Below are 23,761 nucleotides of genomic sequence, written 5' to 3'. Positions count from 1 at the left end.
AACAGGCTTAATATGAATTTAATTATCAATAAACTCGTAAAATTAATTTTGGTCGTCACCTGTGTTGGTGGCGCAAATATCAACTTAGCCAGCGCGGAAAGTGCAAGTGCGTTAGTTAAAATAAAAGCGACTGTTTTGGCAGGCTGCACACTTGATGCCCCCGAGATGGTTTCTTTAGATAAAATTCCGAGTTCTGCATTCAATGGTAAATTAACCGGAAATGACTTAGACGCTTATTCTAAAAAATTCACGTTGACCGCCACCTGTTCAGGAACCGACAAATATAAATACACCTTCAAAGCAAATGAAGCGGATGGTTCCTGTATTAAAACGGACGCTGACTTTATGCGCTACTGCTTAAAATTCGATGAAAACTATCTTGATTTATCGTCGACAACAGCAACTTTGGAAAGAGACAGCTCCAAAGATGGGGATAAGACAGAAATCACTGTCGTTCCGCAGGTAGCCTCTACTTCAAGTACCCCTGTTGGTGACGTTAATGGACAGATTACTGTCACTATCGAGCCGATGTAAATTGCAAATTAACCAGTAAGGTCAACAACATTGCGCCAGTTATTTATTTTTATTATTTCATTATTTCCGCTATCTTTTTATGCAGAAACGACATTTATTCTAAAAGAAACTAAAGATGTATATATTGAAGAAATTACCTCGAAAGATAGAAGTACATTGTTTAGGTTTGCAGTAGATTACAGTAATCCCAACGGCACATCAGGTCCATTACGATCTGCATGCTGGTCAAGCTTAGAGGAAATGAAAACCGTTTTTTATAGTCATGGATTGGGGATCTATGCAGAGACCTTTAATGATGGAAAAATTAAACTTAATGGAAGTGCTACCGTACTCGATTTTTTTGGGGGTGATAATTCAATTAATGGACTTACATATGTCACGAGCCTATCAGGATTTAATGATGAAACCTGGGTTTTATACTGTAGCATAGTGACAAATGATTACAGCGGGGGCCAGATACTGTTTAGACCAACAACTCTCACCTATACGATTGTAAATTTACATGCATCAAGTATGGCATATCCACATATCAGCGCACCTGCAGTTGTTGATTTAAAAACCTGTTCACCCAATGACAATCTAGAAGCGGTTATTCCATTAACGGTAGGCTTTGTGGGATATATGGGACAAAGTAAAAAAATGGATTTAACCGTAAGATCTCATGATTTGCCTGATGATTTTGATATTGTTCTTGATAACCAAAGTATTCTTAATACTCAGCCCCAAGTCATTCAAATGCCAGCAGGGCAAAAAGAGAAACAGATTGAAACTCACCTAAAAGGAACATGCCCAAGTCAAGCAGGAGAATATATTTGGAATGCAGAATATATTACGACCATTCAGTAAGCTTGAACTCGTATTCTATTAGTCACTCATTAATATAAAAAATCCGCCTAATGGCGGATTTACAATCAAAATAAATGTAGAAAAGAATAAATAAAGAAAAGATATTAATAATATCAAATTGATATCCTAACTTGTTTTATCAAAATAGCTTTCAATATCCTTGTGAGTATCACTTAGCTTCACATTTGGAATTTCACCATGATAATCATTATTCAGCTGGAATCTTAACTCACTGAAAAAGTCCCCAAAATCAAAATCTAAAATAAAGAGAACACTTAATAATGTATCAACAGAAATACGGCATTTTCCACACTCATATCGCGAATAATGCTGCTGTGAAATACCTAATTGGTTAGCTACCTTAGAGCCTGAGAAACCTTTCTTTTTACGAATTCGTTTCAGTTCTCTACCGATTATTACGGAGTAAACATGATTTTCAGGTTTACTATCTTCATCTTCGCTCTTCATATTTTATATATCTCCCTGTACTGGAACGATTAAATTAAAAATTTAATTTTCGATCCTACTGATAGATAAAGTTATCCATTATGAGTGACTTTGATGGTTTCATTATTTTGATTTTTAAAACCGTAACGACTTAATGGGGAAATCACTAACTCCTGTACTGTGTTTTTCACATTAATAGTTTTGCTTTCATTCGGTCTTAAATAAAATTGATCAATGGTATAAGCGTCATTGCTCGGTAATGTCGTGACTGAAGGTGATAAGCGAATAACTTGATCCCCTGTATTCGTCAACGTCAGTTGATTATTTTTTTGATTAACGGTGATATTTTTCCAAGGCGTTTGGCTTAATACCCCATTTGCAGGCGTAATCAACATGGCCACATCTTGGCGAATAGGCATTTTTGCAGAGTTTTGCTTAACGGCACCGACACCTTGGAAAGAAACACGCAAAATCTGTTCTTGTTTTAAATCTAACCCTTTCTTTAAAACAAAATTAATTTGCTGGCTTTCATTTGGTTCAATTCTAACAATTGGCGGAGATACCATAATATCTTTAGCCATAGGCTGCGAACCCTCTAAATCAGAGACTTTTGTTGATAATAAGATAGGCTCTTTCGATGTGTTTTTTACACTAAATACTTTGCGCTCTTCACCTGCATCTAAAATAACAGTCATCGTTTCTAATTGGAAACTCGCTTTTGCAGATACACTCATTAAGCCCATTAAACTTAAAAATGCGATATAAATTAACTTTTTCATTGAAACCTCAAACTTGTATTCAAATAATATTAAGATTATTGGCAGATAGCATCTGCCTCTTCATAAAGTGATTCAGCGGAAAAAAATTCCGGCACGTTATATTTAATAATGCAATCATCAGAGTTAGGTGAGCGTAAAATAATGTCATCACCAATTTGCTCATTACTGAGTAATAAATTACCTTCCCCCATGATGACGCCCATATAATCACCTTTTTTATTAAGTACACTGGCACCAAAAGGAACGTCATCACCATTGGCCATTCTGATGCTCAACAATAATTGGCGCATTGTGGTTGCCTGAATGCGCTTCGTCATAACAGTCCCTCTCGCCGCCGCAACGTCAAACGACGTTGTATCCAAACGCACATTCAGGGGCAGTTTCTCTGTATTTAAGTGCACCGTAGATTTTTGGTTCTTTGGTAACGATGAAATCGCTGCCGTCCCAAAATGATTCGTTATCGTGGTGCCACTGCCCATCGTGTTGACTCTAACCCCTGGTGCATCCGGTACGTACACGATGCCAAAGGTGTCCCCTAAAGGTACCGATGATGTTGCAAATAACCCATCGGAATACGCCATGCCGCCTGATGCAGAGACCGTGACTGAGTGCGTATTATTCTGGGACATCGAACCGCTCAGCGAAATATTGCTATACGCATTGGCATTATTAATACTGCCATTCACTACACTCGAGCCATCATTACGACCAGCGCCAACGGAATACCTTAAATTATCGCTGACTTGCTGATTGTAATTTGCCATTACCATGGTTTTATCTTGGTAATATTGACTCTGCATACTGACACTTTTTTTCTTACCTAACGGCATCGATGCATTAATAAAAATTCGGCTATCTCGGTCATCACCCGTTTGGTAACTCACATTCATCGAAATATCTGCAATTTTTCGGCTATAGCCTGCTGAATAAAAAACGGTATCAGATTTATCGCCATAAAAATGATTATGGTTTACGTTAGCGCTAAAGCGCCCCCATGTAACATCACCCCAACTTGCAAATAACGAAGAGGTAGTTTGTAATTCTCCACTAAACCATCTATTCGTATTTTCTTGCTCATCCTGAGCGGGTTGCTTTTTTAATAATGAACTATCCAAGGTTGGAAACTTATTCGTACGATATAAAACAGATGCCCCGAATGTCATTTTTTCAAATGCAATATTGCTATTGAAATCGATCTGCTCCCCACGCTTTTCATTATTTCTCGCACTTTGAACACCAATCCCCGTAGAAATCGGCGTTGAAAAATCAAAATAAGAGTTAAGTCGTCCACTCACCGCTTGAAATTGATTTGAATAAAGTAAGCCTGCGCCATAATTTGACATGCCATATTGCTGGCTTATTTCTGCACTGCCAATAATGGGTTTATCCGTTCGCAGATCACTTTGGCTACGATAACGCCCCACTGAAAATTGATAACTCATGGGCGAAACCGCAGTTTGCTGGTTGGCTGTCACCACCTGAAACTGCTGTTTTTCACCATTATCTTGGAAAACAGTGACGTCCAGAGGTGAGCCAATCACCACATTATTAATACGATTTAACTCAAAAGGCCCCGCTGGCACCATCGTTCGATATAGCAGCCGTCCATTTTGCTGAACTTCAACCGTTGACGGTGTACTTGCAAAACCAGTCACCGGAACAACTAAAACATTCGAACCTTGCAAAGAGCTATCTGAGTAAATTTGCACACCATCCAGCGGTGTTCCCCCAAAAAATGCGCCTTGTGTATTAAGTTGCCCGATATCTAATAACGACTGCAAAGGTTCGATGCTTTTTGACAGTACAGTTTCATTAAATTGATATTGTGATTTTGAGTCTCCAGCAGAAAGGCTACTGTTATTTCGTAAAACCCAATTCTGCCAGTTAATGCCTGTTTCAAACTCTCCTTGGTAGAAACGCTGGCTGTAATTACCGTTAATATGCATACCATATAATTGATAGTTACTGACAACACCAAACCCACCGTACGTTAACTCATTACCTTGTAACTTTGGGTCTAAATTCTCTTCGGCAACCACCATATCTATTTGGTTGGAGCTAGGATGTAATGCAATTTTTGCTTCAGGGTAAATTTGTTCGAATGTATTACATCCATCCGTTAAGTTAACTTTTTTTAACCTCAACTTACTCATTAATCCGTCAGTCAGGCAAAGCTCACCGTTTTCATTGATTTCAATATTCGCAGTATATTCATTACTGCCATTTAATTTTATGGTGACATCATGATTTCCAGGTAAAAACTGATTACCCTTCATAAAGAATTCAGCGACCTCTGCCCCATACCCTAGTGATTTTAAAGAGTCGATATCAAAATTAATTGACGATCCTGCTCCACCCTTTACTGATTCAGATGCATCGGAATTATTTACATGCAGTACGACAAAAATTAAAAATAGCTGGCAATAAGAAAATTTATTTTTCTTATTCATTATTATTTTTATTTCCAATATAAATTACTAAGAATTAAAACTATATTCCAAATGAAAATATAATATCTGCGCTACCATCTAATTCCACAGCATCAATAATTGGACCATTGGTCTCTTTAAGGCTGTTTAATATAGGCTTAACGGCTATATTAACGGTGAAGTTTTTTCCACTGGATAATACGTTTTCATTTGTAAACCATGCGTATTTTTTTCCTTTTAATACCGCTCCTTGAGTGCGTTGAAATGGCCCTGAGCCTTCCACAGCACCGATTCCAACCGCTTGACCATCCACTTTAGATTGGTTAAGTATCAGCTGGTAATTCCCTAATCGTCCTTGGTTATTCACTTTCCCTAGTCCAAAATAATCTTCGTTTCCCAACTGTGATGAATCACTTCGGTTATCCGAAAACTGAACAAGCAATTGAGTTGGCGTATTACACGACACTTGCCATGTTTTGGTGATCTCCGGTATTTCCGTTGCTTTAACTGCATTAAACTGGCGAGCATGCAATTGATTAAATTGATATTGCCCGCCATCAGGGATAACGATTTCACACGTAGGGGGTGACTCAACCTGTTCAATAATATTTCTATTTTGAAAAGTATGCGAATAAACTGCTTCACTAAAAAACAGACTACAATATATAAATAACAATATAGTTTTATTAGTTACTGGAGTGACAAATAAACGCATATATTCCCCAAGAAATAAATCTCATTAGAATTTAATTAAATACCAAAGTTAAACGCCAGCACAGCCTCTGCTTGATAATCAACGTTAGATGTTAAATCAATACCGGCTGCCGTTAATTGGTTGATTGAGCTAATATAAACGCTAGTTGTTACAAAATCCGCAGAGAATACTTTTCCTGCTGTTAATTTATTAGCGAATATTGTTGAGCTCTTTGTACCAAAACCATTAAGTATTTTTTTAGTCATGATATCATTATTTGCTGTAACACCATCACTTGCAATAAAAGCGGTTTTAGAATCAATGGTGACATCAGAAACAGCAAACATCACTGCACCTACAGATTTATCTGGACTATCCGAATTCACCATAAAAAAATAGCTATCACCAGATGCAGTAGGCCATGGCGTATTTTGATATGTATCCGTTGCTCGATAGGTTAAATATGTCTCCGCATCACAAGTCACAGTGACATTCTTTTTAACCGGTGATTGTAATACCGTATAGGATGTTTGGCTTAAATATCTTGGTGATGTTTTTGCTAATTCAAAAATAACATCTGACTGTTCATTTCCATTAATTAAACAGGTTGGCATTGCAACTTTGCCGGATACTTTTATATTTGCAGTTGTATTGGCAAATACTGCTGGAGATATTAACACTGTCGATAATATTAATGGTGTTATTTTTTTAATCATAGTTCCGTTCCATAATGAATAGATATAAATTTATATCTATTCATTTCAATCAAAAAATTAGAGAGAGAAAGCAAAGGCTAATGTTGCATGACCATCTAATTGTGCATCACCTGAGCTTGTTTTCAATTCGGAACTCAATGTTGGTTTTACATCAAAGTCTGCTGCGAAAATTTGCCCTGCTTTTAATGTGCTTGCAGCTGTTGCCCATGCCATTTTTTTCGTTCTATCAATAAACATTGTTGTGCCATATGTGGCTCCATTCGAAATACCGACAGTTTGAGCAGCGCTTGAAGAATCCGCTTTAACTGTCGCATTCTTCATGTTGATTGTATAGAAACCAACTTTTTTATCAGTATCAAACAGGCCTAAACCAAAGTTATATACACCCGCGGTTAATACAGAACTCGCACGGTTATCAGTAGAGGAGAAAGTTAAATAAGTCGCTGCATCACAAATCACTTCAATGCTATTTGTTTTTGCATCAAGCCCTAAATTACCAGAAACAGGGAACATTCCAGGTGACACATCAAATACATATTCTAGGTCAACTTCATTCTGCCCTTTAATAGTACAAGTTGGTGGTGTAATTGAACCTGACACTTTTAAATTAGCCACGGGTGCCGCTGCTAATGTCGCGCTTGAAACAGAAATTAAAGATAATGCAATTATGGTTTTCTTAAACATGAAATAAATCCTATAAAATAAAAATAATATTTAAACGAATAAAACCCCTCCTATTGGAATTTTAAAATTAAAATTCAAACAAGAATATTTTAGATATTTAGTTGGTTTTATTTATTTTCAATATCGGTTTAAAGCTAATAAACCTCATCAGCCTAATTAACTCGATGGAGCCATTATAAGCATATATTTTTAGAATTTGAATTAGCCTAAATAAAGCAAATTATTTAATTTTGCTTTATTACAAAGTATTTCAGCATGTTTCATCATAGAAAACAAACAAGTAAACTCAATTACTCGTTTTAGGATTATCTATTGAATATATTTAAACCTAGAATCATCATAAAAAGAATACAAATACAGTATTTTATATCAAATATACTTTTTATTTATTCCGATTAGCGAACAATTACAATTTAACACATATACAGAGTAAAAATAAAAGGTCGATAATTGACAAAAAAAGACAGAATGGATTTTATTTTATTATAAATCAAAATGATACGAACAAATAACCAAGTAAACCATTCACACTTATAAACAGTAAACTAACGAAACCATACAAAACTGTGAAGTTACACCAAAACCATAACTAAGTTGTTACACTGATGAAGAGTAATAATAGTGACTTTATCTAGCCATCCTTTTTAAAAGTCATATTATGACTATCTTAATATGATATATACAACTTACCTATTGTGTTTTATCCTAGTCACTCATTTTTATTTGGTGGATTATAAAGCCATTATCCTACAGTTTAATAATTTATTTTTTGACCTACTCTATAAAACAGTCAAATATAATGTAAGCAATAGTAAAAAAACCGCCATATAGGCGGTTGGGTGACATGGTGCGATTTTGATTCTATAGAAAGGTGTTAAGCCTGACTTTAAATGTGAGGCTCACTGCTATCAATCATATAAACAATCGACAAAGTATTTATTCTTACTGATTTTACTCCATTTTTTCAGCATGCCCTTGGCTTTAAGTGCCTTCAAAAACTGCTCAGCTCCTTTTTTATTAGAGACATTTAATGTCGCTGTTTTCTGCTTAAATATTTTAATAAACTCTTTTTCATCTCTTTTTTCTAGTAGATTAGCAACCGCCGCCTTATCATAATCTTCATTTTTAACCAACGCTGTCAGTAACTTAATTAAAATTTCATGGGTGAAATTTTGCGTTTCTAGGAAAGACTCGCTGTATTCACCACGATATTTAAGCAATAATTCTACTTTCTCGTGCACAGTGAAGTTATTGGACTGGCTAATCGAAGATAATATATCTTCGAGACAACCATCATCCTTCAATAAGTAAAAATCGGTATTTGATAAAAATATTTCTTTAAATTGAGATAGCCAATATGCATATGCTTTTGACGACTTATCATTGGGAACAAAGAGATTTGCTGCGTTTATATAGTTTACTTCATCTAGCTTAACTTTATTATCTGTAATCAAACGTTGGAAGTTTTTGAGTGTAAGCTTGTCGTCCCAATAAGTAGTATCAATCTCCGCGGGTTTTAATAACGCGGAATAAGCAGCATCACCAATTTGTTCATTGCAAATTACATTCAGATAAACTTGGGTATATAACCCATTATCAGAGAGACTAAATTCTGACTCACCCAATGCTTGTGCGTGTTTTTCTATATAGTTAACGAGTATTTCATTATCACAATCGTCATCCATAATATAAAAAATCAAAGTTTTCCATGTAGGTAATATATGGTCATACGCATAAAGTAGATTTAAATATGAACCTTTAGAACCACCAATATCAAAATCATCTAATGTACTGACTGTAAATTGCATTTTTCTAAGTATATCGAATCTTAATTCATCGTTCAGATCACTATGCTTAAAGACTTCAATAATCTCATCGATTGACTCTTTCGATGCTATAAAAATATCCCTTACAAAATCATCAATATTTTTATTAACATATTTTTTCACACAAGCAACTCGCTCATCTTTTAGGGATGACCATGGGTAATTTTTAACTGTTTCATAGCTAATATTTGGGTCATCCTTTAATAGCCCAGATACAACCATGGCATAGTTACTTTCGCTTAACGAGTACATTTGGTTCTCGGCAATAAAGCGCAATGCCACCTCATCTTCTGGAGTTATAGGTAAATGGATATCGTGATAAATCACACCGAGTATTTGACAGTTGTATAGATAACCCTGCAAATCACATGATTCTATTGATGATATTAAAGTAAAGCCCAACTCTTCGACAAATTGTCGATACGCATTTTGATTGCTTGATATAGTAGGATTAATAGATACGATCATATTAACCGCAATAGAAATCAGAGTAAGGTTATTTTCATTTTCCTCCTCTTTTTCTTTTATAAGTACAGAAATCATATTATCAAGATAACGTTCTTTTTCTAATGAAAAAATTAAAAACTGACGAAAATGATTAGGGTTTTCAAATTTATTGTTTAAAACATTAAATATATTGAAGATATCATGTAGTGGTTTTTGAAAAATCATAGAGACCATTTCCGATAATATTCTCTTATTTTGATGACTAAGTAGCAATCTGATAATCTGATGATGAATCGCTCCATTTTTATGCTGATACTGTTCACTAATCAACTCATCAAGCACATTTTTAGGATTCTCTAAAATAATTTGCTGGTTACTCTCTACACAACTTATATCTCGCTCAATGGCTTTAATAAACTCATTGTCATTCTGAGAAATACTTCCTGGCTGGAAAATAGAGCGAAACATCATGAAATCTTGTTTGATATACCCATTAATTAATAAATAATAGAGTGCATCTAAACCATCTGCTTCGAATCCTTCAGAAAGTGCAGATAATTTATCACCATTAATAATGGAACTATTACACGAATTTATATATACCAGCGCAGTTTCTTTAAATTCATCCCAACTCATAAGTTTTATAATTTCAGCTAAAGATATAGTATTTCGAATGCGGATCTTCTCTTTAACCTTGTTAAGTTCAATTAGTATGGATTTATGTTCCTCTTCTTTCTTATTAGCTAGAATATTAATCCGTTTTTCATACTCATGATATATAGCGGAATTATTAACCACCACATGCCTATTAACCCGAGGATCATTTTCATTATAACTTAAAATAAAAGATTCAATATCTTTGAAGAAATTGACAAATTCACTACTTTCTTCACAAAGAGTATACGCTGAAAATAATGATGGATAATTATTTCTATTCTCCTTTGCAAATGAAATAATTGGCCACAAATCAAATGAAATATATCGTACAATAATTTCCTTACGAAGTTCTAAATCTGAATTCGTAGTTTCATTTTGAATCTTAGATATTTTTTCATTTAGATCTGATAACTGTTGCTCTAATGCTGAAAAGTATTTCTCATGTAATCGATAAGAGCGATAGTCGCGGATAAATGAATACAGAACCCCAGCTTGCTTGTCGATTAAATTATAGTCTTGAGCATAGGTGTTTTTATAAAATATCAATGCCAATATTGTTGCTTGGTTATTGGCATTATCGACCAATTGTTTAAATAAATTAAATTCGTTGACGATATTCTGCATAGCACGCATATCACTAATATAACGAGATAGTCGTTTCAATAGAGGCTTATGCTCTATAGGAAAATCTTTAAGTTTATTTTCCAAATGAGTTGACGCATTACGAGTATCCATCACAGGAATAATAGGCAATATAAAGTCAAAAAATTTACTTCTTACATCTCCACCGAGAAAAATATCCTCACGACAGGCATAGATAAATCTGACAGGATTATTTTCTCGGTTATTATTGATAACCTTATTTATTTCTCGTAGCTTAATAAAAATAGCTGCATTTTCTAAACGGTCGAGGTCTTCAAAAACAACAACATTGTACTTTGAGCGGGAAAAAAAATAGACGATTTCATCCAAGCATTGGTTAAGTAGTGAAGGAGATTCTTGAGAAGTCAGATCTGCACTTCCTTGAAGAAAAGCAATTTTACTAATTTTCAATTTTTTATCAAAAAAACCTATTTTTGAAGCGACATAGACAATAGCATATAAGCCTATCAGCCCACTTATAGCGCTGAACACTAATCGTCCTTCAAAATTTCTTGAGATTTCGTATAATAAACTCTCTTCAATTCCTAAAGTAGACAAAATTACTCTTGGAAAAATTGAAATTAAAAATGTAAGTATAGGTACAATAACTATTATTGTTAAAATAAATGCCGATAGTACATGTTTATAGTTACGATTTTTAATTCTCTCAACCCTAGAGTCAGGTAATTTATTTTCATTTTCTTTATATAAAATTTGCTGAAGAATACTAAATTCAATTTCCGTGCTAGTTAGAGTATTATCAGGTGAGCCAGATAAATTTTCTTTACTCTTTTTTTCTGATAACGCGAAATCTGCAAGAGAAACATTTATCATTTTTGGCGGTTTTAAGGCCTTCAAAACCCCTGCTTTACGATTTTTTAAAGCTTCTAAAGCGTTCTTTATTTTTTGATTTTTTTTGTTGTCAAAGTAAGACAAAATAACTGAACTTTTACCTGCGCCATATGGTCCCGTTACCGCAATATTAGTCACATCCGGTTTAGATAAAGCAAAGTCCAAGGCATCAAAATAGGGTTGAACACTATCCCCCGTGATAACTTTAGGGGTCAATGTATCATATAAATTATGAGTTTTATTTTCAGGTGCTTCCGTATTTTGTTCTACTTCTTTTTGTTCTGCTTCTCGTTGCTTTGCTTCTTTTTGTTCATCATCAGTGTTTTCTGGCACTGCATTATCTACTTCCGACATTGATTCCATTGTCCTAAATTTAATAATTATAAATAATTTATATAATCATTAAATTTAATTAATGGAGTGTCAATCGTATCATCGACTTTTGAAGTTTTATTTTTTCCGTTTCTTTCTCGCCGTCACACTCTTTTTCTTTTTGTCTTCTCGGCTTGATGACCAAATCTCAATGTAATTCATATTCATTAGGAAAAAGACAATACAGCTTCCCAGAACCACCATCCACACTAACATCGCTTTTGGAATATTATCGAAGCGAAAGATTAATAACAGAGGAATAAGCACCATCATGCTAATAAACATCGAGCTCATCATGCCCAATACCACAGGAGCGATGAATTTCTTCATCCCAACCACTCTCATCACCAACGTGAAAACAATACAGGCGGGGATCATGCCAAACGTGGCAAATATCACGATCAACCCCGGCTCCCCTTTATTCACCAACCAATCGGTGAAACCAAACCATGAAAAAGGAATGGTGATCATGATGCAGACTCCTGTTGAACATACAGCAAGGGAATATCTTTAAAACGAAATAAGAGCGTAAAAATGAGATTCGGGAAAAGACGAATATTGGTGTTGTATAACGTGACAGTTTGATTAAAAAATTCTCGGCGATCCGCGATCTGGTCTTCAAGCCCTTTTGCTGAGGTTTGTAATGTTAAAAGCGTCTGCTGGCTAATTAGCTTGGGGTATTTTTCTGCCAGTAAAAAAATCGGCTTTAAATGTGAGCGAAATTGGTTTGCGGAATCCACTTTAACGTCGAGCTGTTCCGTGGATAAATAATGCCGACGGCTTTGCAGTAATTCGCTAATTAAACGCTTTTCATGGGCCATTGCCCCTTCCGCTATGACTGTTAATTGAGGCATTAAATCTGCCTGTTTTTTTAGGAGCACATCAATATTGGCAAACGCTTTTTCACAGTTATTTTTCAAGAAAATAATATTGTTGTAGATCCCCACAATATAGCGAACCAAAATAGTGCCTATCACGGCGACAAAAATCCAAAAGATAATCTGATTCATATCATTCACTGTCAGATAACGAAATTTGGTTAAAATGAAGCGTTAAATATCCATCTTGATAACTCACTGGCGTCATTAATATTAACGCAATCAGAATAGCTGCAATCATTGCAGTCACCCCGATGTTCCGGCGCATTGGTGCAGATTTATTCCAGCTAGTCACATAATCTGATGGCGAAACGCCTAATAACATGTGTGGCGCTTTACGGGTGATCACCACTTTACCATTCTCACTGTCCGCTGAACCAATCAATAAATAACTCTTCCCGCTTTCAAGCAAATACTCTTTATAGCGCCGGTTACCACTCTCAAAATCCTGATGGGGTATTAATCCGATATGGACAAAATAGTCAGGTTCACAAATAACTTTCACTGAGCCAGTATCATCCGTAATGGTGAAATCATGTAGCTGAACACTGCTGTCTCTGAGGGTATAACTTTTTTTACCTTCTTTATCGGTAGAAATAGAATATTCATAATAGAAAGCACCATAACAGCTGCGATTACCCAACTTACTTTTAACTTCCTTTCCTGATGTTATTTTCCCTTCTACTTCTACGAGCCCCATCGCAATTGAGCGAATTTTTGAAGTCGCGAGGTTTTTTTGAAACTTTAGAAAGCGTTTTTCGGGGGTATTTTGAATAAAACTGAAAACAAACAGTAAGACGAAAGCCACAAAAAAGAGGCGAATATCGATGAAAAAACCCATGGTTAAACACGCGGCTAATGCCGTGCCAACAAGGGTTTTTAATAATGCAGTAAATTTTGAGGAACCTTCCTTTTGTAAGCGTTGATAGCGGTCATAGGCGCTTTCCGTTATTCCAACGACAATACGACTAGCCGCAAAAGCCATCCCTACAGCCACGGCATAGAAAAAGTAGCGTTCATATTCGCCAGGTCTCGGCGAGATAGTTTCCCATGCCCCAAATAGCACCGCAGTAAAAGGAATGATGCCCCAGTTTAATCTACGCTTTTTGGAATATTTTCGGTCTAAATAAAAAAGAATGCCGCCTAATGCGGCACCTAGAAAATAGTAGATATTCACAGATGATACCTTTAACGGTGATTATGATTTGAATTGAACACCATCATATTTTTTCTCAGCCTCAGAGATTTCCAATAAAGGCAACGCAGTAAAACCAAAAATATTGGCAAAAATACTGTCTGGGAACATTTGGATCGCCGTATTGTATTCCGTTGTTGCGTCATTAAAGCCTTCGCGGCGCTGAGCGATTTTATCTTCCACTTCACTTAGTGCAATTTGTAATTGGGTAAACTGTTCACCCGATATTAGCGTTGGGTAGTTTTCAGCAACCGCCACGAGGCTTTTTAATGCCTTATCCATTTCATTCGATGCCGCAATTTTTTCATTCACATTTTTAGCACTGAAATAATTTTGGCGAGCATCACTCAATGAGGTAAACAGCGCTTTTTCATGATCCATGGCTTTTTCAACTATGGTGACTAATTGGGGAATCTGATCCGCGCGCTGTTTTAAAATCACATCAATATTGGCAAATTGATTGCTAACTTGATTCCGAGTACTCACCAAGCGGTTATAAATAGAAATTCCCCATCCCGCTAAAATAAGCAGTAAAACCAGAAGAACAATCATTGTTGTTGCCATTTTTATGCCTTTTAATTAAAAAAATCATTAATGCAGAGATATTTAATTTAAGTTATCGATATAACACTTTTTATTCAATCGGAAAAATAGCAAAGAAAAGGATTAATAGAGATTTATACGCCACACCAAATCGATCGCGATCACATTAATGACGCAAACTAATTCAAATTTCACCTTAAAATGTTAGCTGAAATGTTTTTTCAAAGATTCTTCACTTCTGAAAATAACGAAACTAATTATACTCTTTCGAAAATCATCGAATCCACTATAGTTTGCATTTTATCTGTCAAACAAACCTCATAAACAAAAGAGTTCTTAAATAAAAAATAGGATTTGAATCACAATTATCACTTTTTTATTTAGCTTCTCTCAAAAATGACGACGTCGTCATATTAAAAACTAAACAATTTATTTATAACAATAGAGCATCACTTTTCTCACACCATTATTATTTTTAGCCGTCAAGCGTTACAAAGAGAACGGTTTAGTTACAAAAGCGACGTTTAATGTTGACGTCAACATTATAGCCAACATCCAGAATGAGGTTATTAGAATATGAGTACCCTACCTGAAAAAATGAAAGCTGTTGTATGTCATGGTCCCCATGATTACCGCTTTGATGCAATTAAAAGACCAACACCAGGGTTTCGTGAAGTGGTCATCAAAGTCGACGGATGCGGTATCTGCGCAGGTGACTGTAAAGCGAATGATGGCGCTCAAATGTTCTGGGGTGAAAACCCATGGATCAAAGCCCCTGTCGTACCGGGACACGAGTTTTACGGACGCGTTGCTGAGCTGGGTGAAGGTTCTGGTGAAAAATATGGTCTGAAAGTGGGCGACCGTATTTTAGCGGAACAAATCGTGCCTTGCTGGGAGTGCCGTTTCTGTAAGTCAGGCAAATATTGGATGTGCGAAACCCATGATATTTACGGCTTCCAAAAAGAAGTTGCCGATGGTGGGATGGCTGAATATATGCGTTTTTCTGAGCGTGCCATTATTCACAAAATTCCAGATGAGCTTTCAGAAAAAGATGCCGCACTGATCGAGCCAATGGCTTGCGCCATCCATACCGTTCGTCGCGGTGATATCGATTTAAATGACGTTGTCGTTATCGCCGGCGCGGGTCCACTGGGTCTGTGCATGATCCAAGTCGCAAAACTCAAAACCCCGAAAAAATTAGTCGTTATCGATGCTATCGATGAACGCCTTGAATTAGCGAAGAAATTTGGCGCTGATGTGGTGATCAATCCACTGAAAGAAGATGCCATCAAACTGGTTAAAGAGATGACTGAAGGTTACGGTTGCGACGTGTATATCGAAGCGACTGGCGCACCAATCGGCGTGACTCAAGGGTTAGAAATGATCCGTAAACTAGGTCGCTTTGTCGAGTTCAGCGTTTTCGGTAAAGAAACAACCGTAGACTGGTCAATTATCGGTGACCGTAAAGAGTTAGATATCCGAGGTGCTCACTTAGGCCCATACAGCTACGAGGTTGCCATTGACCTATTTAGCCGCGGGTTAGTATGCGCTGATGATATCGTTACCCACTTCTACTCAATCGATGATTGGGAAGAGGCATTTGTTATGGCGAAATCGGCAGACTCTATCAAAGTCGTTATCAAGCCATAATGCTGTTGTAGTGAAATGCAGTATCAGCATAATTAAAGTAAGTCATTAATAATCATAAATATTAGCAGTACCCTATAACACTAAAGACTCTTTAGGAGAACATCTTATGTTGAGTAAATTTAAAAAGTTAGCTGTTGCAGCAAGCGTTTTAACACTGGGCATGGCTTTTAACGCGACAGCAAAACCTGTTTCTGTCGGAATGTCGTTTCAAGAACTGAATAACGAATATTTCGTGACCATGAAAGAGGCTTTAGAAAGCGCAACAGGTGAAATGGGCGCTCAGCTTTACATCGCTGATGCGGCACACGATGTCTCAAAACAAACGAGCGACATCGAAGATATGCTGCAGAAGAAAATCGATATCCTGCTGATTAACCCAGCGGATAGCGTGGGTGCAGAAACGGCGGTATTAGCGGCGAAAAAAGCCGGTGTCGTGGTCATTGCAATCGATGCACAAGCTAACGGTCCAATCGATTCATTCGTTGGATCTAAAAACTACGAAGCGGGCCTAATGGCGGGTAAACGTTTAGGTGAATCATTAGGTGGTAAAGGTGAAGTTGCTATCCTTGATGGTATCCCTGTCGTGCCAATCCTTGAGCGTGTTCGTGGTTTTGAAGCAGCCATGAAAGAGTATCCAAATATCAAGATTGTGACCAAATTAAACGGTAAACAAGAGCGTGATACTGCGATGAACGTCACTGAAAACATGCTGCAAGCTAACCCTGGCTTGAATGGTATCTTCAGTGTGAACGATGTGGGTTCTTTAGGCGCATTAGCGGCCATCGAATCTGCGGGCCGTGATGTGAAACTGGTGAGTGTTGATGGTTCTCCTGAAGCCGTCGCTGAAATTGCCAAAGGTAATTCACCGTTTATCGCTACCTCTGCACAATTCCCACGTGACCAAGTGCGTATTGGTTTAGCCATGGGCTTAGCAAAACACTGGGGAGCTAACGTACCTAAAGAAGTTCCTCTGGATGTTAAGTTAATCGACAAAACCAATGCTAAAGATTTCCATTGGTAATCGGTAAATCAACAAGTAAATAAATAAGTCTAACTCGGTATTGCGTCTGTGGATTATTCACTGGCGCAATACCGTTAATAAAAATAAATGACACTCTGTTTATTGGCTTATTTTGACTATTTAATCGTTTTATCTTTCCAACTCGCTTTGTTACCCATTTTTAAGCGGTAAAGAAAACAAGGGAAGCAACATGATGCAATTGTTAGCATTAAAAGATGTCAGTAAAACTTTCCCTGGGGTTAAGGCGCTAGATAATATTAATCTCTCTTTAGAAAAAGGAGAGGTACACGCACTGCTGGGTGAAAATGGTGCGGGTAAATCAACGCTAATGAAAGTGCTGTGTGGAATTCATAAACCAGATAGCGGGAAAATACTTATCGAAGGCGAAGAGCACACCTTCCATAATTATCGTGATGCCATTAAAGCGGGCGTCGGTATTATTTTCCAAGAGTTTTCGTTAATCCCTTATTTGAATGCTTTTGAAAATATCTTTTTAAACCGGGAAATTAAAAATAAATTTGGCTTATTAGATAGAAAACTCATGCGTGAAAAAGCGCAGATAATTCTATCTGAGTTGGGCGTTAATATTGATATTGATGAACCTATTAGCCATTTAAGTATTGCTGAGCAACAATTTGTGGAAATTGCCAAAGCGCTTTCTCTTGATGCCAAAATATTGGTATTAGATGAGCCAACGGCAACATTAACCCCCAAAGAAGCCAATCACCTATTTGATGTGATGCGTGATCTGAAAGCAAAAGGCGTCGGCATGTTCTTTATCTCTCACCACTTGGAAGAGATTTATGAAATTTGCGACACCATTAGCGTATTGCGAGATGGTCAATATATTGGCTCCCGCAAGGTAGATGATACCGACCTTGATGTGATCATCGAAATGATGGTGGGTCGTGAAGTCGAAAATATCTACCCGCCAAAACGTCATTTTGATGGGCAAGAGGTCATTCTCGATGCTCAAATTCAACGATTTGCTTCTAGCCCAACCAACCGCATTCAATTGAAAAAAGGCGAGATACTCGGTCTTGCAGGTTTAGTCGGCTCAGGCCGCACTGAAAATATTCTCGCCATGATAGGCGCAGATAAAGCCTACAAGAAAAAAGTGGTTCTCGAGGGGAAAGACGTCAAAGTGAAGTCTGCGGCGCAAGCGCTCCAGTTAGGCATTGGCCTTTTACCTGAAAGCCGTAAAACCCAAGGGTTGGTTTTGCCATTCTCAGTTAAAGAGAATATTTGGCTAAATAACCACGCCCAGAAGCTGTTCTTAATTCAAAACAAAAAAGAGCATTTGTTATCTCTTGATTTAATTTCGCAGGTCAAAGTTAAAACACCAGAAGCAGATACAGCGGTTTCAACGCTTAGCGGCGGAAACCAGCAAAAAGTGGTGATTGCACGTTGGCTGAATAAACAAGCCAAAATTCTTATTTTCGATGAGCCAACACGGGGTATCGACGTCGGAGCAAAATCAGAAATCTATCAATTAATGCGTTCACTCACCGAAAAAGGGATCTCAATTATTATGATCTCCTCCGAGCTGCCTGAAGTTATTGGCGTGAGCGATCGTGTTTTGGTGTTTCGAGATGGAGAAGTTGCTGCTGAATTAAGTGGGGACGAGATTAACTCAACCCAAATTATGTTACATGCGGCCGGCAATATTATATAGGATCATGACTATGTCTAACCAAAGTACAATTCCACTGGCGAAGAATAAATTTAATTTTGCCAAATTAACCAAGATACCGGCATTTTTACCTCTCGTTGGGTTAATTATTTTATTTGCTTGTATGTCCATTTTTAATGAACATTTTTTAACGGTAAATAACTTATCCACTATTGCCCGCCAAGTTTCTATTAACGCAATCATTGCTATCGGGATGACATTCGCCATCTTAACCGGAGGAATCGATCTTTCCGTTGGGGCGGTGATGGCGCTATCCGGTACATTGATGGCTGGATTAATGAAATATTATGGTATGGACCCTTCCATTGCCATTGCACTGGGTCTGCTATCTGGTATCGCATTTGGATTTATTAATGGGATTTTAACTGCTTACGGTAAAATGCCGCCGATTATCGTGACTTTAGGCGCCATGATCATCGCGAAAGGCTTAGCGCTAATTTACACCGGTGGTTACCCTATTTCTGGCTTACCTCAAGAGTTTGCTTTTTGGGGACGTGAAGAATTGATGGGAATTCAAGTACCTATCCTGTTAATGCTGGGTCTGTATCTGATTTTTTATGTAGTGCTTAATCATATTCCATTCGGTCGCTATATTTATGCGATTGGCGGTAACGAAGAGGCTGCGCGTTTAAGTGGTATCCGCGTTGAGCGCTACAAAATGTTGGTGTACGTCATCAGTGGTTTCACTGCCGCATTTGCCGGACTGATTTTTACCTCTCGTGTTATGAGTGGTCAGCCTAATGCCGGTGTAGGTTTTGAGCTTGATGCCATTGCAGCAGTAGTTTTGGGTGGAGCATCTATCGCCGGTGGTCGCGGAATGATAATCGGTACATTGATCGGTGCAATGATTTTAGGTGTGCTAAACAATGGCTTGAACCTATTGGGTATTTCGCCGTACGTTCAATATATTGTAAAAGGCTTAATTATCTGGGGCGCAACCTTAATTAGCTCAATGAAGCGTTAATTTTCACGCTGTTATGAGAAATAATAAATAAGGATTTCATGATGAAATCCTTATTTTTTTAATCGTAAGTTACGAGTTTGCCATTGACGAAAATTTGCTTGGAACCCGTTTCTTTGGTGGAGCCACCTTCTATCTCTGCAAACAATAATTCCGCTGTTCGTTTACCTAAATAAACTGAGTCATGGTGAACGCCTGAAATCGATAAATGATAAGTATCAGCATAAGGTGGTAAGTCCACCGAGAAATAACGGCAAGATAATCCGAGTTCAGAAATAATTTTGTACATCCCCGCGGTAATAATTCCGTTTAACCCCACGATATACATATTGGGTGTATAGAGCTCTTTTATTTTTTCTCTTAAATACTCTTCATCTTTCTTACTAAAAATATAACTGCTGTACAGGACATGAATATTTTTACGGTTGGTAAATTGGTCATAAATACCCGCTAAGCGTGAAAGGCTAATTTCAGAATGCTCAGGCCCTGAGACAATTAAGGTATTTTCACTACGTTGCTGATTGAGATATTTACCGGTTAATGCCCCAATTTCAAAGTTCTTCAAAAACAGCCCAGGATAATCTTTACCATAAATAGAACGGTCAACAAAAACCAATGGGACTTTATGCTGATCAATCAATGACAAATAACTCGGTTGATAGGCTTTATCGTCACGAACAGGTGAAAGTAAAATGCCGCTAGCCTTATAGCTAACTAAGGTTTCAATGGCGGTTTGTTCGGCTTTTTCATCGCTATCGGTATCAAAGATCATCACCTGATACCCTTTCTCTTTCGCTAAACGGGAAACCGTCTGGATTAATACCACATAGAATGGGTTAAAGGTACTGTCCGTGACGACCCCAATAATTCGGCTATTTTTATTTTTTAAATTCCGTGCAAATACATTGGGGACATAATTTAACTCTTGTGCGATAGCGAGTATTTTTTCTCGCGTCTCTTTTTTTACCAATTCTGGGTGATTAAAAGCTCGAGATACCGTAATATCGGTCACATTCGCGCGTTTGGCGATATCAATGATGGTTGTTGAACTATCTTGTTTAGTCATATTTATGCTAGTCAACCTGTAATGATTATTGTATTTGGTAGGGTATAGCGTGTTCTGTTGATGTCGCTGCTGAATAAGAATTGCGATTAATCCATTATACCTATTTATCATTGAAGATAAATCAGTTTTCTTTCTTATACATCAAACCAATAGCATCTTATGCCTAATATTCTCAATTTGAATCAAGCCAAATATAAAAAATTGTTTTAAAAGTAAAAAAACTGAAAAACCACTAATAAATGAGTAATGGGAATGAGTTTATTATATTAATAAACTGGGGAGCCCATTATTATTTATAAAAACAAAAATTGAATATAATAAATATAATGAAACAAAAATAACCAATAATGAAAATATAGTTTGAACAATATTAACAGGGATGTAGCTAATCAAAAAACGCCCCACAACCAACCCAAAAACGCAGGCTAAAATAAAGGTTGCACTCACCTCTAATGGATATTCAAAACCATTCAATATATTAATTGAAATACTAATGCTGCCAATGAGGAATATCACCATCAGCGAGGTGGAAATAATGCTTTTAAGGTTTAAATTGGTAAATTTTTTCATTGCAGGCACAATAATAAACCCACCGCCTACGCCTAATAGTCCCGTCAGTAATCCAGCAACTAATCCAATTCCTCCTAATATAGATGCCGTTTTGATATTCCAAATAAATTTTCCGGTTTGCTGATTTATTTTGCACGGGGCATCATCATCTTCAATTACTTTTTTAAAAACAATACGATATGCAACCAGCAGCATCACGAGGCTAAATGCTAAAGTCAACCATTGAGGTGAAACAATTTGTGCTAAATAAACGCCATATTTGGCGGTAGGAATGCTAATTAACGCAATCCAAATAGCCGCTTTATAACGAATATTCTGCTGAATGAGCCCCTGAATAACGCCAACCAATGCCGCCAATGTAATTGCCAATAATCCCACTGGTGCGGCAAGTGCGACGCCCCATCCTTGAGATGTCATCAATGCAGGAACCGCTAAAATACCGCCACCAGCACCCGTTAATCCTAATAGGCAGCCAATCACCAAGCCTTCTAATATTAATGTGAACATAGCAGCCTATTTTCTATTTGAGTAATTAGCGGTGAAAGTTGAAATTCCCCTGCCATTAAATCCACAAGACGAGAATCCTGGAAAAGCGCAATAGAAGGTACGGATTTAATTCCATACTGAGGAGCTATCGTCGGGGATTGGGCAATATCTACTATTCCAAAATTTATATGGCCACCAAAATTTATACGTCCACCAAAATGCGGGTCATTATCAGAAAAGTAATCCGTGAGTTGTAAATAGATAGGCTGCATGGTCTTACATGGCTGGCACCATGATGCACAAAAATAGATTAACGCCCATTGCCCGCTCGGCTGCATCGGGTCAGATAACAGCCGGCTAAAATTATCGCTACTAATAAGGGGAACGGCGGGCATGTTTTTTCCTTTTACGCTGAGCATCACATCACCGACTGTATCAGCTCAGTTGGAAAAAATCTCCCCTAGCTGTTACTTACGTTGATCTTCAATGCGGCAGCAATCGCCAACGGAGAAAAGGTTATACTTGCTGCAAATAGTGCACCGAGGATCGCAAAATATCCGCCAAGAGGCATATTAAAACTGTGCGCTTCCATCGTGCCCGTCGCATAAATTAACACCGGAATATATAGCGGTAACACCAGTAAACTGACCAGCACGCCCCCTTTTTTTAATGATACGGTGAGCGCCGCACCAATCGCACCAATAAAGCTCAATACTGGCGTTCCTAGCAGTAACGTGCCCGCTAGCACCAATAATGTGTCGCCATTAATGGATAACATGACCGCCGCTACAGGGGAAAGTAGTACCAGCGGCAGCCCCGTCACTAGCCAGTGGGAAATCACTTTGGCTAAAACTGTGATAAACAGAGGGTGTGGTGCCAGCAATAATTGCTCTAACGAGCCATCCAGATAGTCATCTTTAAATAAACGCTCTAATGATAACAACGATGATAAAATGGCGGCCACCCAGAAAATCCCCACCGAGATCCGTGCCAATAATTGCGGTTCAGGCCCAATACTCAATGGAAAAAGCGTGATGACGATTAAGAAAAACCACAGTGGGTTAACCAATTCGGAGAAACTACGAAAGGCAATTTTGAGCTCTCTTTTTATTAATAGCCAAAACATCACTCGTACCCGCCTGTCAGTTTTAATGTCCCAAAGTGTCCTTTCATCGCTTGGTGCGACGTAAATAAAATCATGCCACCTTGTTCTGCATGTTGATGAAAACGCTCAGTTAACCTATTGACACCCGCCACATCAATGGCCGTGAATGGCTCATCCAAAATCCACAGTGGCGCCTCGCTTAACCATAAGCGAGCAAGGTTGACTCGGCGCTGCTGCCCTGCTGAAAGCTGCCCAACCGGAATATCTTCATACCCCATCAAAGAGACCTCTTCGAGCGCAGACCAGATTTTGTCACCTTCGGGTTCTTGGTGGTGCATTTGGTAATAAAACTTCAGATTTTCATAGGGGGTTAGCAACGACTTTACGGCCGGTTTATGCCCCAAATACAGCAAGTGGCGAGTAAACTCTTCTTTAAGTTTTTCAATAGATTGCTGCTGCCATAAAATCTCACCTTCATCTGGTTTTAATAACCCAGCCATCATGCGTAACAGTGTGGTTTTCCCTGCCCCGTTAGGTCCTTCGACCTGCAAAATTTGATTCGGCAAAACCGAAAAATTCAGCTGCCGGAATAGCGTTCTATTTTGTCGATGGCAGGTAATTTTATCCGCACTTAACATGGGGGTGAGTTCCTTTTAACATCCGTGAGG

Annotated in this window: 22 protein-coding genes; 6 read left to right on the top strand and 16 right to left on the bottom strand. The window is 37.6% G+C overall.

The genetic code is table 11. The features are described 5' to 3' along the window. Positions 1-12: 12 nt before the first annotated feature. On the top strand, positions 13-534 hold the full coding sequence (locus tag H0913_RS04775) for a hypothetical protein (protein WP_154604504.1): 522 nt from the start codon (positions 13-15) through the stop codon (positions 532-534). 30 nt (positions 535-564) lie between these two features. Then, complete coding sequence (locus H0913_RS04770) at positions 565-1,380, top strand: hypothetical protein (RefSeq protein ID WP_181478070.1); 816 nt, start codon at positions 565-567, stop codon at positions 1,378-1,380. A gap of 126 nt (positions 1,381-1,506) precedes the next feature. Here H0913_RS04770 and H0913_RS04765 read toward each other — a convergent pair whose 3' ends face one another. The 11 genes from H0913_RS04765 to H0913_RS04715 all read right to left on the bottom strand — a co-directional run bounded on the left by H0913_RS04765 (position 1,507) and on the right by H0913_RS04715 (position 14,562). Beyond that, positions 1,507-1,848, bottom strand: a complete 342-nt coding sequence (locus H0913_RS04765) for a helix-turn-helix domain-containing protein (protein WP_154604502.1) — start codon at positions 1,846-1,848, stop codon at positions 1,507-1,509. Between the two features lie 71 nt (positions 1,849-1,919). Further along, positions 1,920-2,606 (bottom strand): fimbria/pilus chaperone family protein, encoded by a 687-nt coding sequence (locus tag H0913_RS04760; RefSeq protein WP_181478069.1) that lies wholly within the window; start codon positions 2,604-2,606, stop codon positions 1,920-1,922. 35 nt (positions 2,607-2,641) lie between these two features. Further along, the gene (locus H0913_RS04755) at positions 2,642-5,056 is read right to left on the bottom strand and encodes a fimbria/pilus outer membrane usher protein (protein ID WP_181478068.1); all 2,415 of its coding nucleotides are present in this window, start codon (positions 5,054-5,056) and stop codon (positions 2,642-2,644) included. Positions 5,057-5,096: 40 nt separating this feature from the next. Beyond that, positions 5,097-5,750, bottom strand: coding sequence for a DUF1120 domain-containing protein (locus tag H0913_RS04750; RefSeq protein ID WP_154604499.1), 654 nt, complete (start codon positions 5,748-5,750; stop codon positions 5,097-5,099). 35 nt (positions 5,751-5,785) lie between these two features. Beyond that, positions 5,786-6,445, bottom strand: a complete 660-nt coding sequence (locus tag H0913_RS04745; RefSeq protein ID WP_181478067.1) for a fimbrial protein — start codon at positions 6,443-6,445, stop codon at positions 5,786-5,788. 57 nt (positions 6,446-6,502) lie between these two features. Beyond that, positions 6,503-7,129: a fimbrial protein gene (locus H0913_RS04740; protein WP_181478066.1), complete on the bottom strand. Its 627-nt coding sequence runs from the start codon at positions 7,127-7,129 to the stop codon at positions 6,503-6,505. Between the two features lie 908 nt (positions 7,130-8,037). Further along, positions 8,038-11,907 carry a DNA-binding protein gene (locus tag H0913_RS04735; protein ID WP_181478065.1) on the bottom strand — a complete coding sequence of 1,290 codons (3,870 nt, stop codon included), beginning with the start codon at positions 11,905-11,907 and terminating at the stop codon, positions 8,038-8,040. A 96-nt stretch (positions 11,908-12,003) separates the two neighbouring features. Beyond that, complete coding sequence (locus H0913_RS04730) at positions 12,004-12,396, bottom strand: hypothetical protein (RefSeq protein ID WP_181478064.1); 393 nt, start codon at positions 12,394-12,396, stop codon at positions 12,004-12,006. After that, positions 12,393-12,935, bottom strand: a complete 543-nt coding sequence (locus H0913_RS04725; protein ID WP_181478063.1) for a LemA family protein — start codon at positions 12,933-12,935, stop codon at positions 12,393-12,395. The genes H0913_RS04730 and H0913_RS04725 overlap by 4 nt, the downstream gene beginning before the upstream one ends. 1 nt (position 12,936) lies before the next feature. Continuing rightward, positions 12,937-13,980 (bottom strand): hypothetical protein, encoded by a 1,044-nt coding sequence (locus H0913_RS04720; RefSeq protein ID WP_181478062.1) that lies wholly within the window; start codon positions 13,978-13,980, stop codon positions 12,937-12,939. Positions 13,981-14,001: 21 nt separating this feature from the next. Further along, positions 14,002-14,562 carry a LemA family protein gene (locus H0913_RS04715; protein WP_154604494.1) on the bottom strand — a complete coding sequence of 187 codons (561 nt, stop codon included), beginning with the start codon at positions 14,560-14,562 and terminating at the stop codon, positions 14,002-14,004. A 555-nt stretch (positions 14,563-15,117) separates the two neighbouring features. Between H0913_RS04715 and H0913_RS04710 the strand changes: the two genes are divergently transcribed. The 4 genes from H0913_RS04710 (at position 15,118) to H0913_RS04695 (ending at position 19,869) form a co-directional block, all read left to right on the top strand. Continuing rightward, entirely contained in the window at positions 15,118-16,191 is a 1,074-nt protein-coding gene (locus tag H0913_RS04710; RefSeq protein WP_181478061.1) for a zinc-binding dehydrogenase, read from the top strand. Between the two features lie 160 nt (positions 16,192-16,351). Further along, a complete protein-coding gene (locus H0913_RS04705; RefSeq protein WP_414153954.1) occupies positions 16,352-17,212 on the top strand; it encodes an ABC transporter substrate-binding protein in 861 nt (286 codons plus the stop codon). 190 nt (positions 17,213-17,402) lie between these two features. Continuing rightward, positions 17,403-18,887: a sugar ABC transporter ATP-binding protein gene (locus tag H0913_RS04700; protein ID WP_154604493.1), complete on the top strand. Its 1,485-nt coding sequence runs from the start codon at positions 17,403-17,405 to the stop codon at positions 18,885-18,887. A gap of 10 nt (positions 18,888-18,897) precedes the next feature. After that, positions 18,898-19,869, top strand: coding sequence for an ABC transporter permease (locus H0913_RS04695; RefSeq protein WP_036954045.1), 972 nt, complete (start codon positions 18,898-18,900; stop codon positions 19,867-19,869). 58 nt (positions 19,870-19,927) lie between these two features. On the opposite strand, the gene H0913_RS04690 is transcribed toward H0913_RS04695, so the two are convergent. The 5 genes from H0913_RS04690 to ccmA form a co-directional block, all read right to left on the bottom strand. Further along, on the bottom strand, positions 19,928-20,932 hold the full coding sequence (locus H0913_RS04690; protein ID WP_154604492.1) for a LacI family DNA-binding transcriptional regulator: 1,005 nt from the start codon (positions 20,930-20,932) through the stop codon (positions 19,928-19,930). Between the two features lie 261 nt (positions 20,933-21,193). Further along, positions 21,194-22,009, bottom strand: coding sequence for a sulfite exporter TauE/SafE family protein (locus H0913_RS04685; protein WP_181478060.1), 816 nt, complete (start codon positions 22,007-22,009; stop codon positions 21,194-21,196). Next, positions 21,997-22,407, bottom strand: coding sequence for a thioredoxin family protein (locus tag H0913_RS04680; protein WP_232368830.1), 411 nt, complete (start codon positions 22,405-22,407; stop codon positions 21,997-21,999). Before H0913_RS04680 ends, H0913_RS04685 begins: the two co-directional genes overlap by 13 nt. A 41-nt stretch (positions 22,408-22,448) precedes the next feature. Beyond that, positions 22,449-23,114: a heme exporter protein CcmB gene (ccmB, locus tag H0913_RS04675; RefSeq protein ID WP_181478059.1), complete on the bottom strand. Its 666-nt coding sequence runs from the start codon at positions 23,112-23,114 to the stop codon at positions 22,449-22,451. Next, complete coding sequence (gene ccmA, locus H0913_RS04670; protein WP_181478058.1) at positions 23,114-23,731, bottom strand: cytochrome c biogenesis heme-transporting ATPase CcmA; 618 nt, start codon at positions 23,729-23,731, stop codon at positions 23,114-23,116. Before ccmA ends, ccmB begins: the two co-directional genes overlap by 1 nt. Positions 23,732-23,761: the final 30 nt, after the last annotated feature.

It is taken from the genome of Providencia rettgeri, assembly GCF_013702265.1.
Taxonomy (GTDB): Bacteria; Pseudomonadota; Gammaproteobacteria; order Enterobacterales; family Enterobacteriaceae; genus Providencia; species Providencia zhijiangensis.
This window is presented reverse-complemented; position numbering and strand designations above follow the sequence as displayed.

Bases quoted from the DNA above. Each gene is read 5' to 3' on its own strand.
- H0913_RS04775 (WP_154604504.1), top strand. From the start codon at position 13: ATGAATTTAATTATCAATAAACTCGTAAAATTAATTTTGGTCGTCACC.
- H0913_RS04765 (WP_154604502.1), bottom strand. From the start codon at position 1,848: ATGAAGAGCGAAGATGAAGATAGTAAACCTGAAAATCATGTTTACTCC.
- H0913_RS04760 (WP_181478069.1), bottom strand. From the start codon at position 2,606: ATGAAAAAGTTAATTTATATCGCATTTTTAAGTTTAATGGGCTTAATG.
- H0913_RS04755 (WP_181478068.1), bottom strand. From the start codon at position 5,056: ATGAATAAGAAAAATAAATTTTCTTATTGCCAGCTATTTTTAATTTTT.
- H0913_RS04750 (WP_154604499.1), bottom strand. From the start codon at position 5,750: ATGCGTTTATTTGTCACTCCAGTAACTAATAAAACTATATTGTTATTT.
- H0913_RS04745 (WP_181478067.1), bottom strand. From the start codon at position 6,445: ATGATTAAAAAAATAACACCATTAATATTATCGACAGTGTTAATATCT.
- H0913_RS04740 (WP_181478066.1), bottom strand. From the start codon at position 7,129: ATGTTTAAGAAAACCATAATTGCATTATCTTTAATTTCTGTTTCAAGC.
- H0913_RS04735 (WP_181478065.1), bottom strand. From the start codon at position 11,907: ATGTCGGAAGTAGATAATGCAGTGCCAGAAAACACTGATGATGAACAA.
- H0913_RS04730 (WP_181478064.1), bottom strand. From the start codon at position 12,396: ATGATCACCATTCCTTTTTCATGGTTTGGTTTCACCGATTGGTTGGTG.
- H0913_RS04725 (WP_181478063.1), bottom strand. From the start codon at position 12,935: ATGAATCAGATTATCTTTTGGATTTTTGTCGCCGTGATAGGCACTATT.
- H0913_RS04715 (WP_154604494.1), bottom strand. From the start codon at position 14,562: ATGGCAACAACAATGATTGTTCTTCTGGTTTTACTGCTTATTTTAGCG.
- H0913_RS04710 (WP_181478061.1), top strand. From the start codon at position 15,118: ATGAGTACCCTACCTGAAAAAATGAAAGCTGTTGTATGTCATGGTCCC.
- H0913_RS04705 (WP_414153954.1), top strand. From the start codon at position 16,352: ATGGCTTTTAACGCGACAGCAAAACCTGTTTCTGTCGGAATGTCGTTT.
- H0913_RS04700 (WP_154604493.1), top strand. From the start codon at position 17,403: ATGATGCAATTGTTAGCATTAAAAGATGTCAGTAAAACTTTCCCTGGG.
- H0913_RS04695 (WP_036954045.1), top strand. From the start codon at position 18,898: ATGTCTAACCAAAGTACAATTCCACTGGCGAAGAATAAATTTAATTTT.
- H0913_RS04690 (WP_154604492.1), bottom strand. From the start codon at position 20,932: ATGACTAAACAAGATAGTTCAACAACCATCATTGATATCGCCAAACGC.
- H0913_RS04685 (WP_181478060.1), bottom strand. From the start codon at position 22,009: ATGTTCACATTAATATTAGAAGGCTTGGTGATTGGCTGCCTATTAGGA.
- H0913_RS04680 (WP_232368830.1), bottom strand. From the start codon at position 22,407: ATGCTCAGCGTAAAAGGAAAAAACATGCCCGCCGTTCCCCTTATTAGT.
- ccmB (WP_181478059.1), bottom strand. From the start codon at position 23,114: ATGTTTTGGCTATTAATAAAAAGAGAGCTCAAAATTGCCTTTCGTAGT.
- ccmA (WP_181478058.1), bottom strand. From the start codon at position 23,731: ATGTTAAGTGCGGATAAAATTACCTGCCATCGACAAAATAGAACGCTA.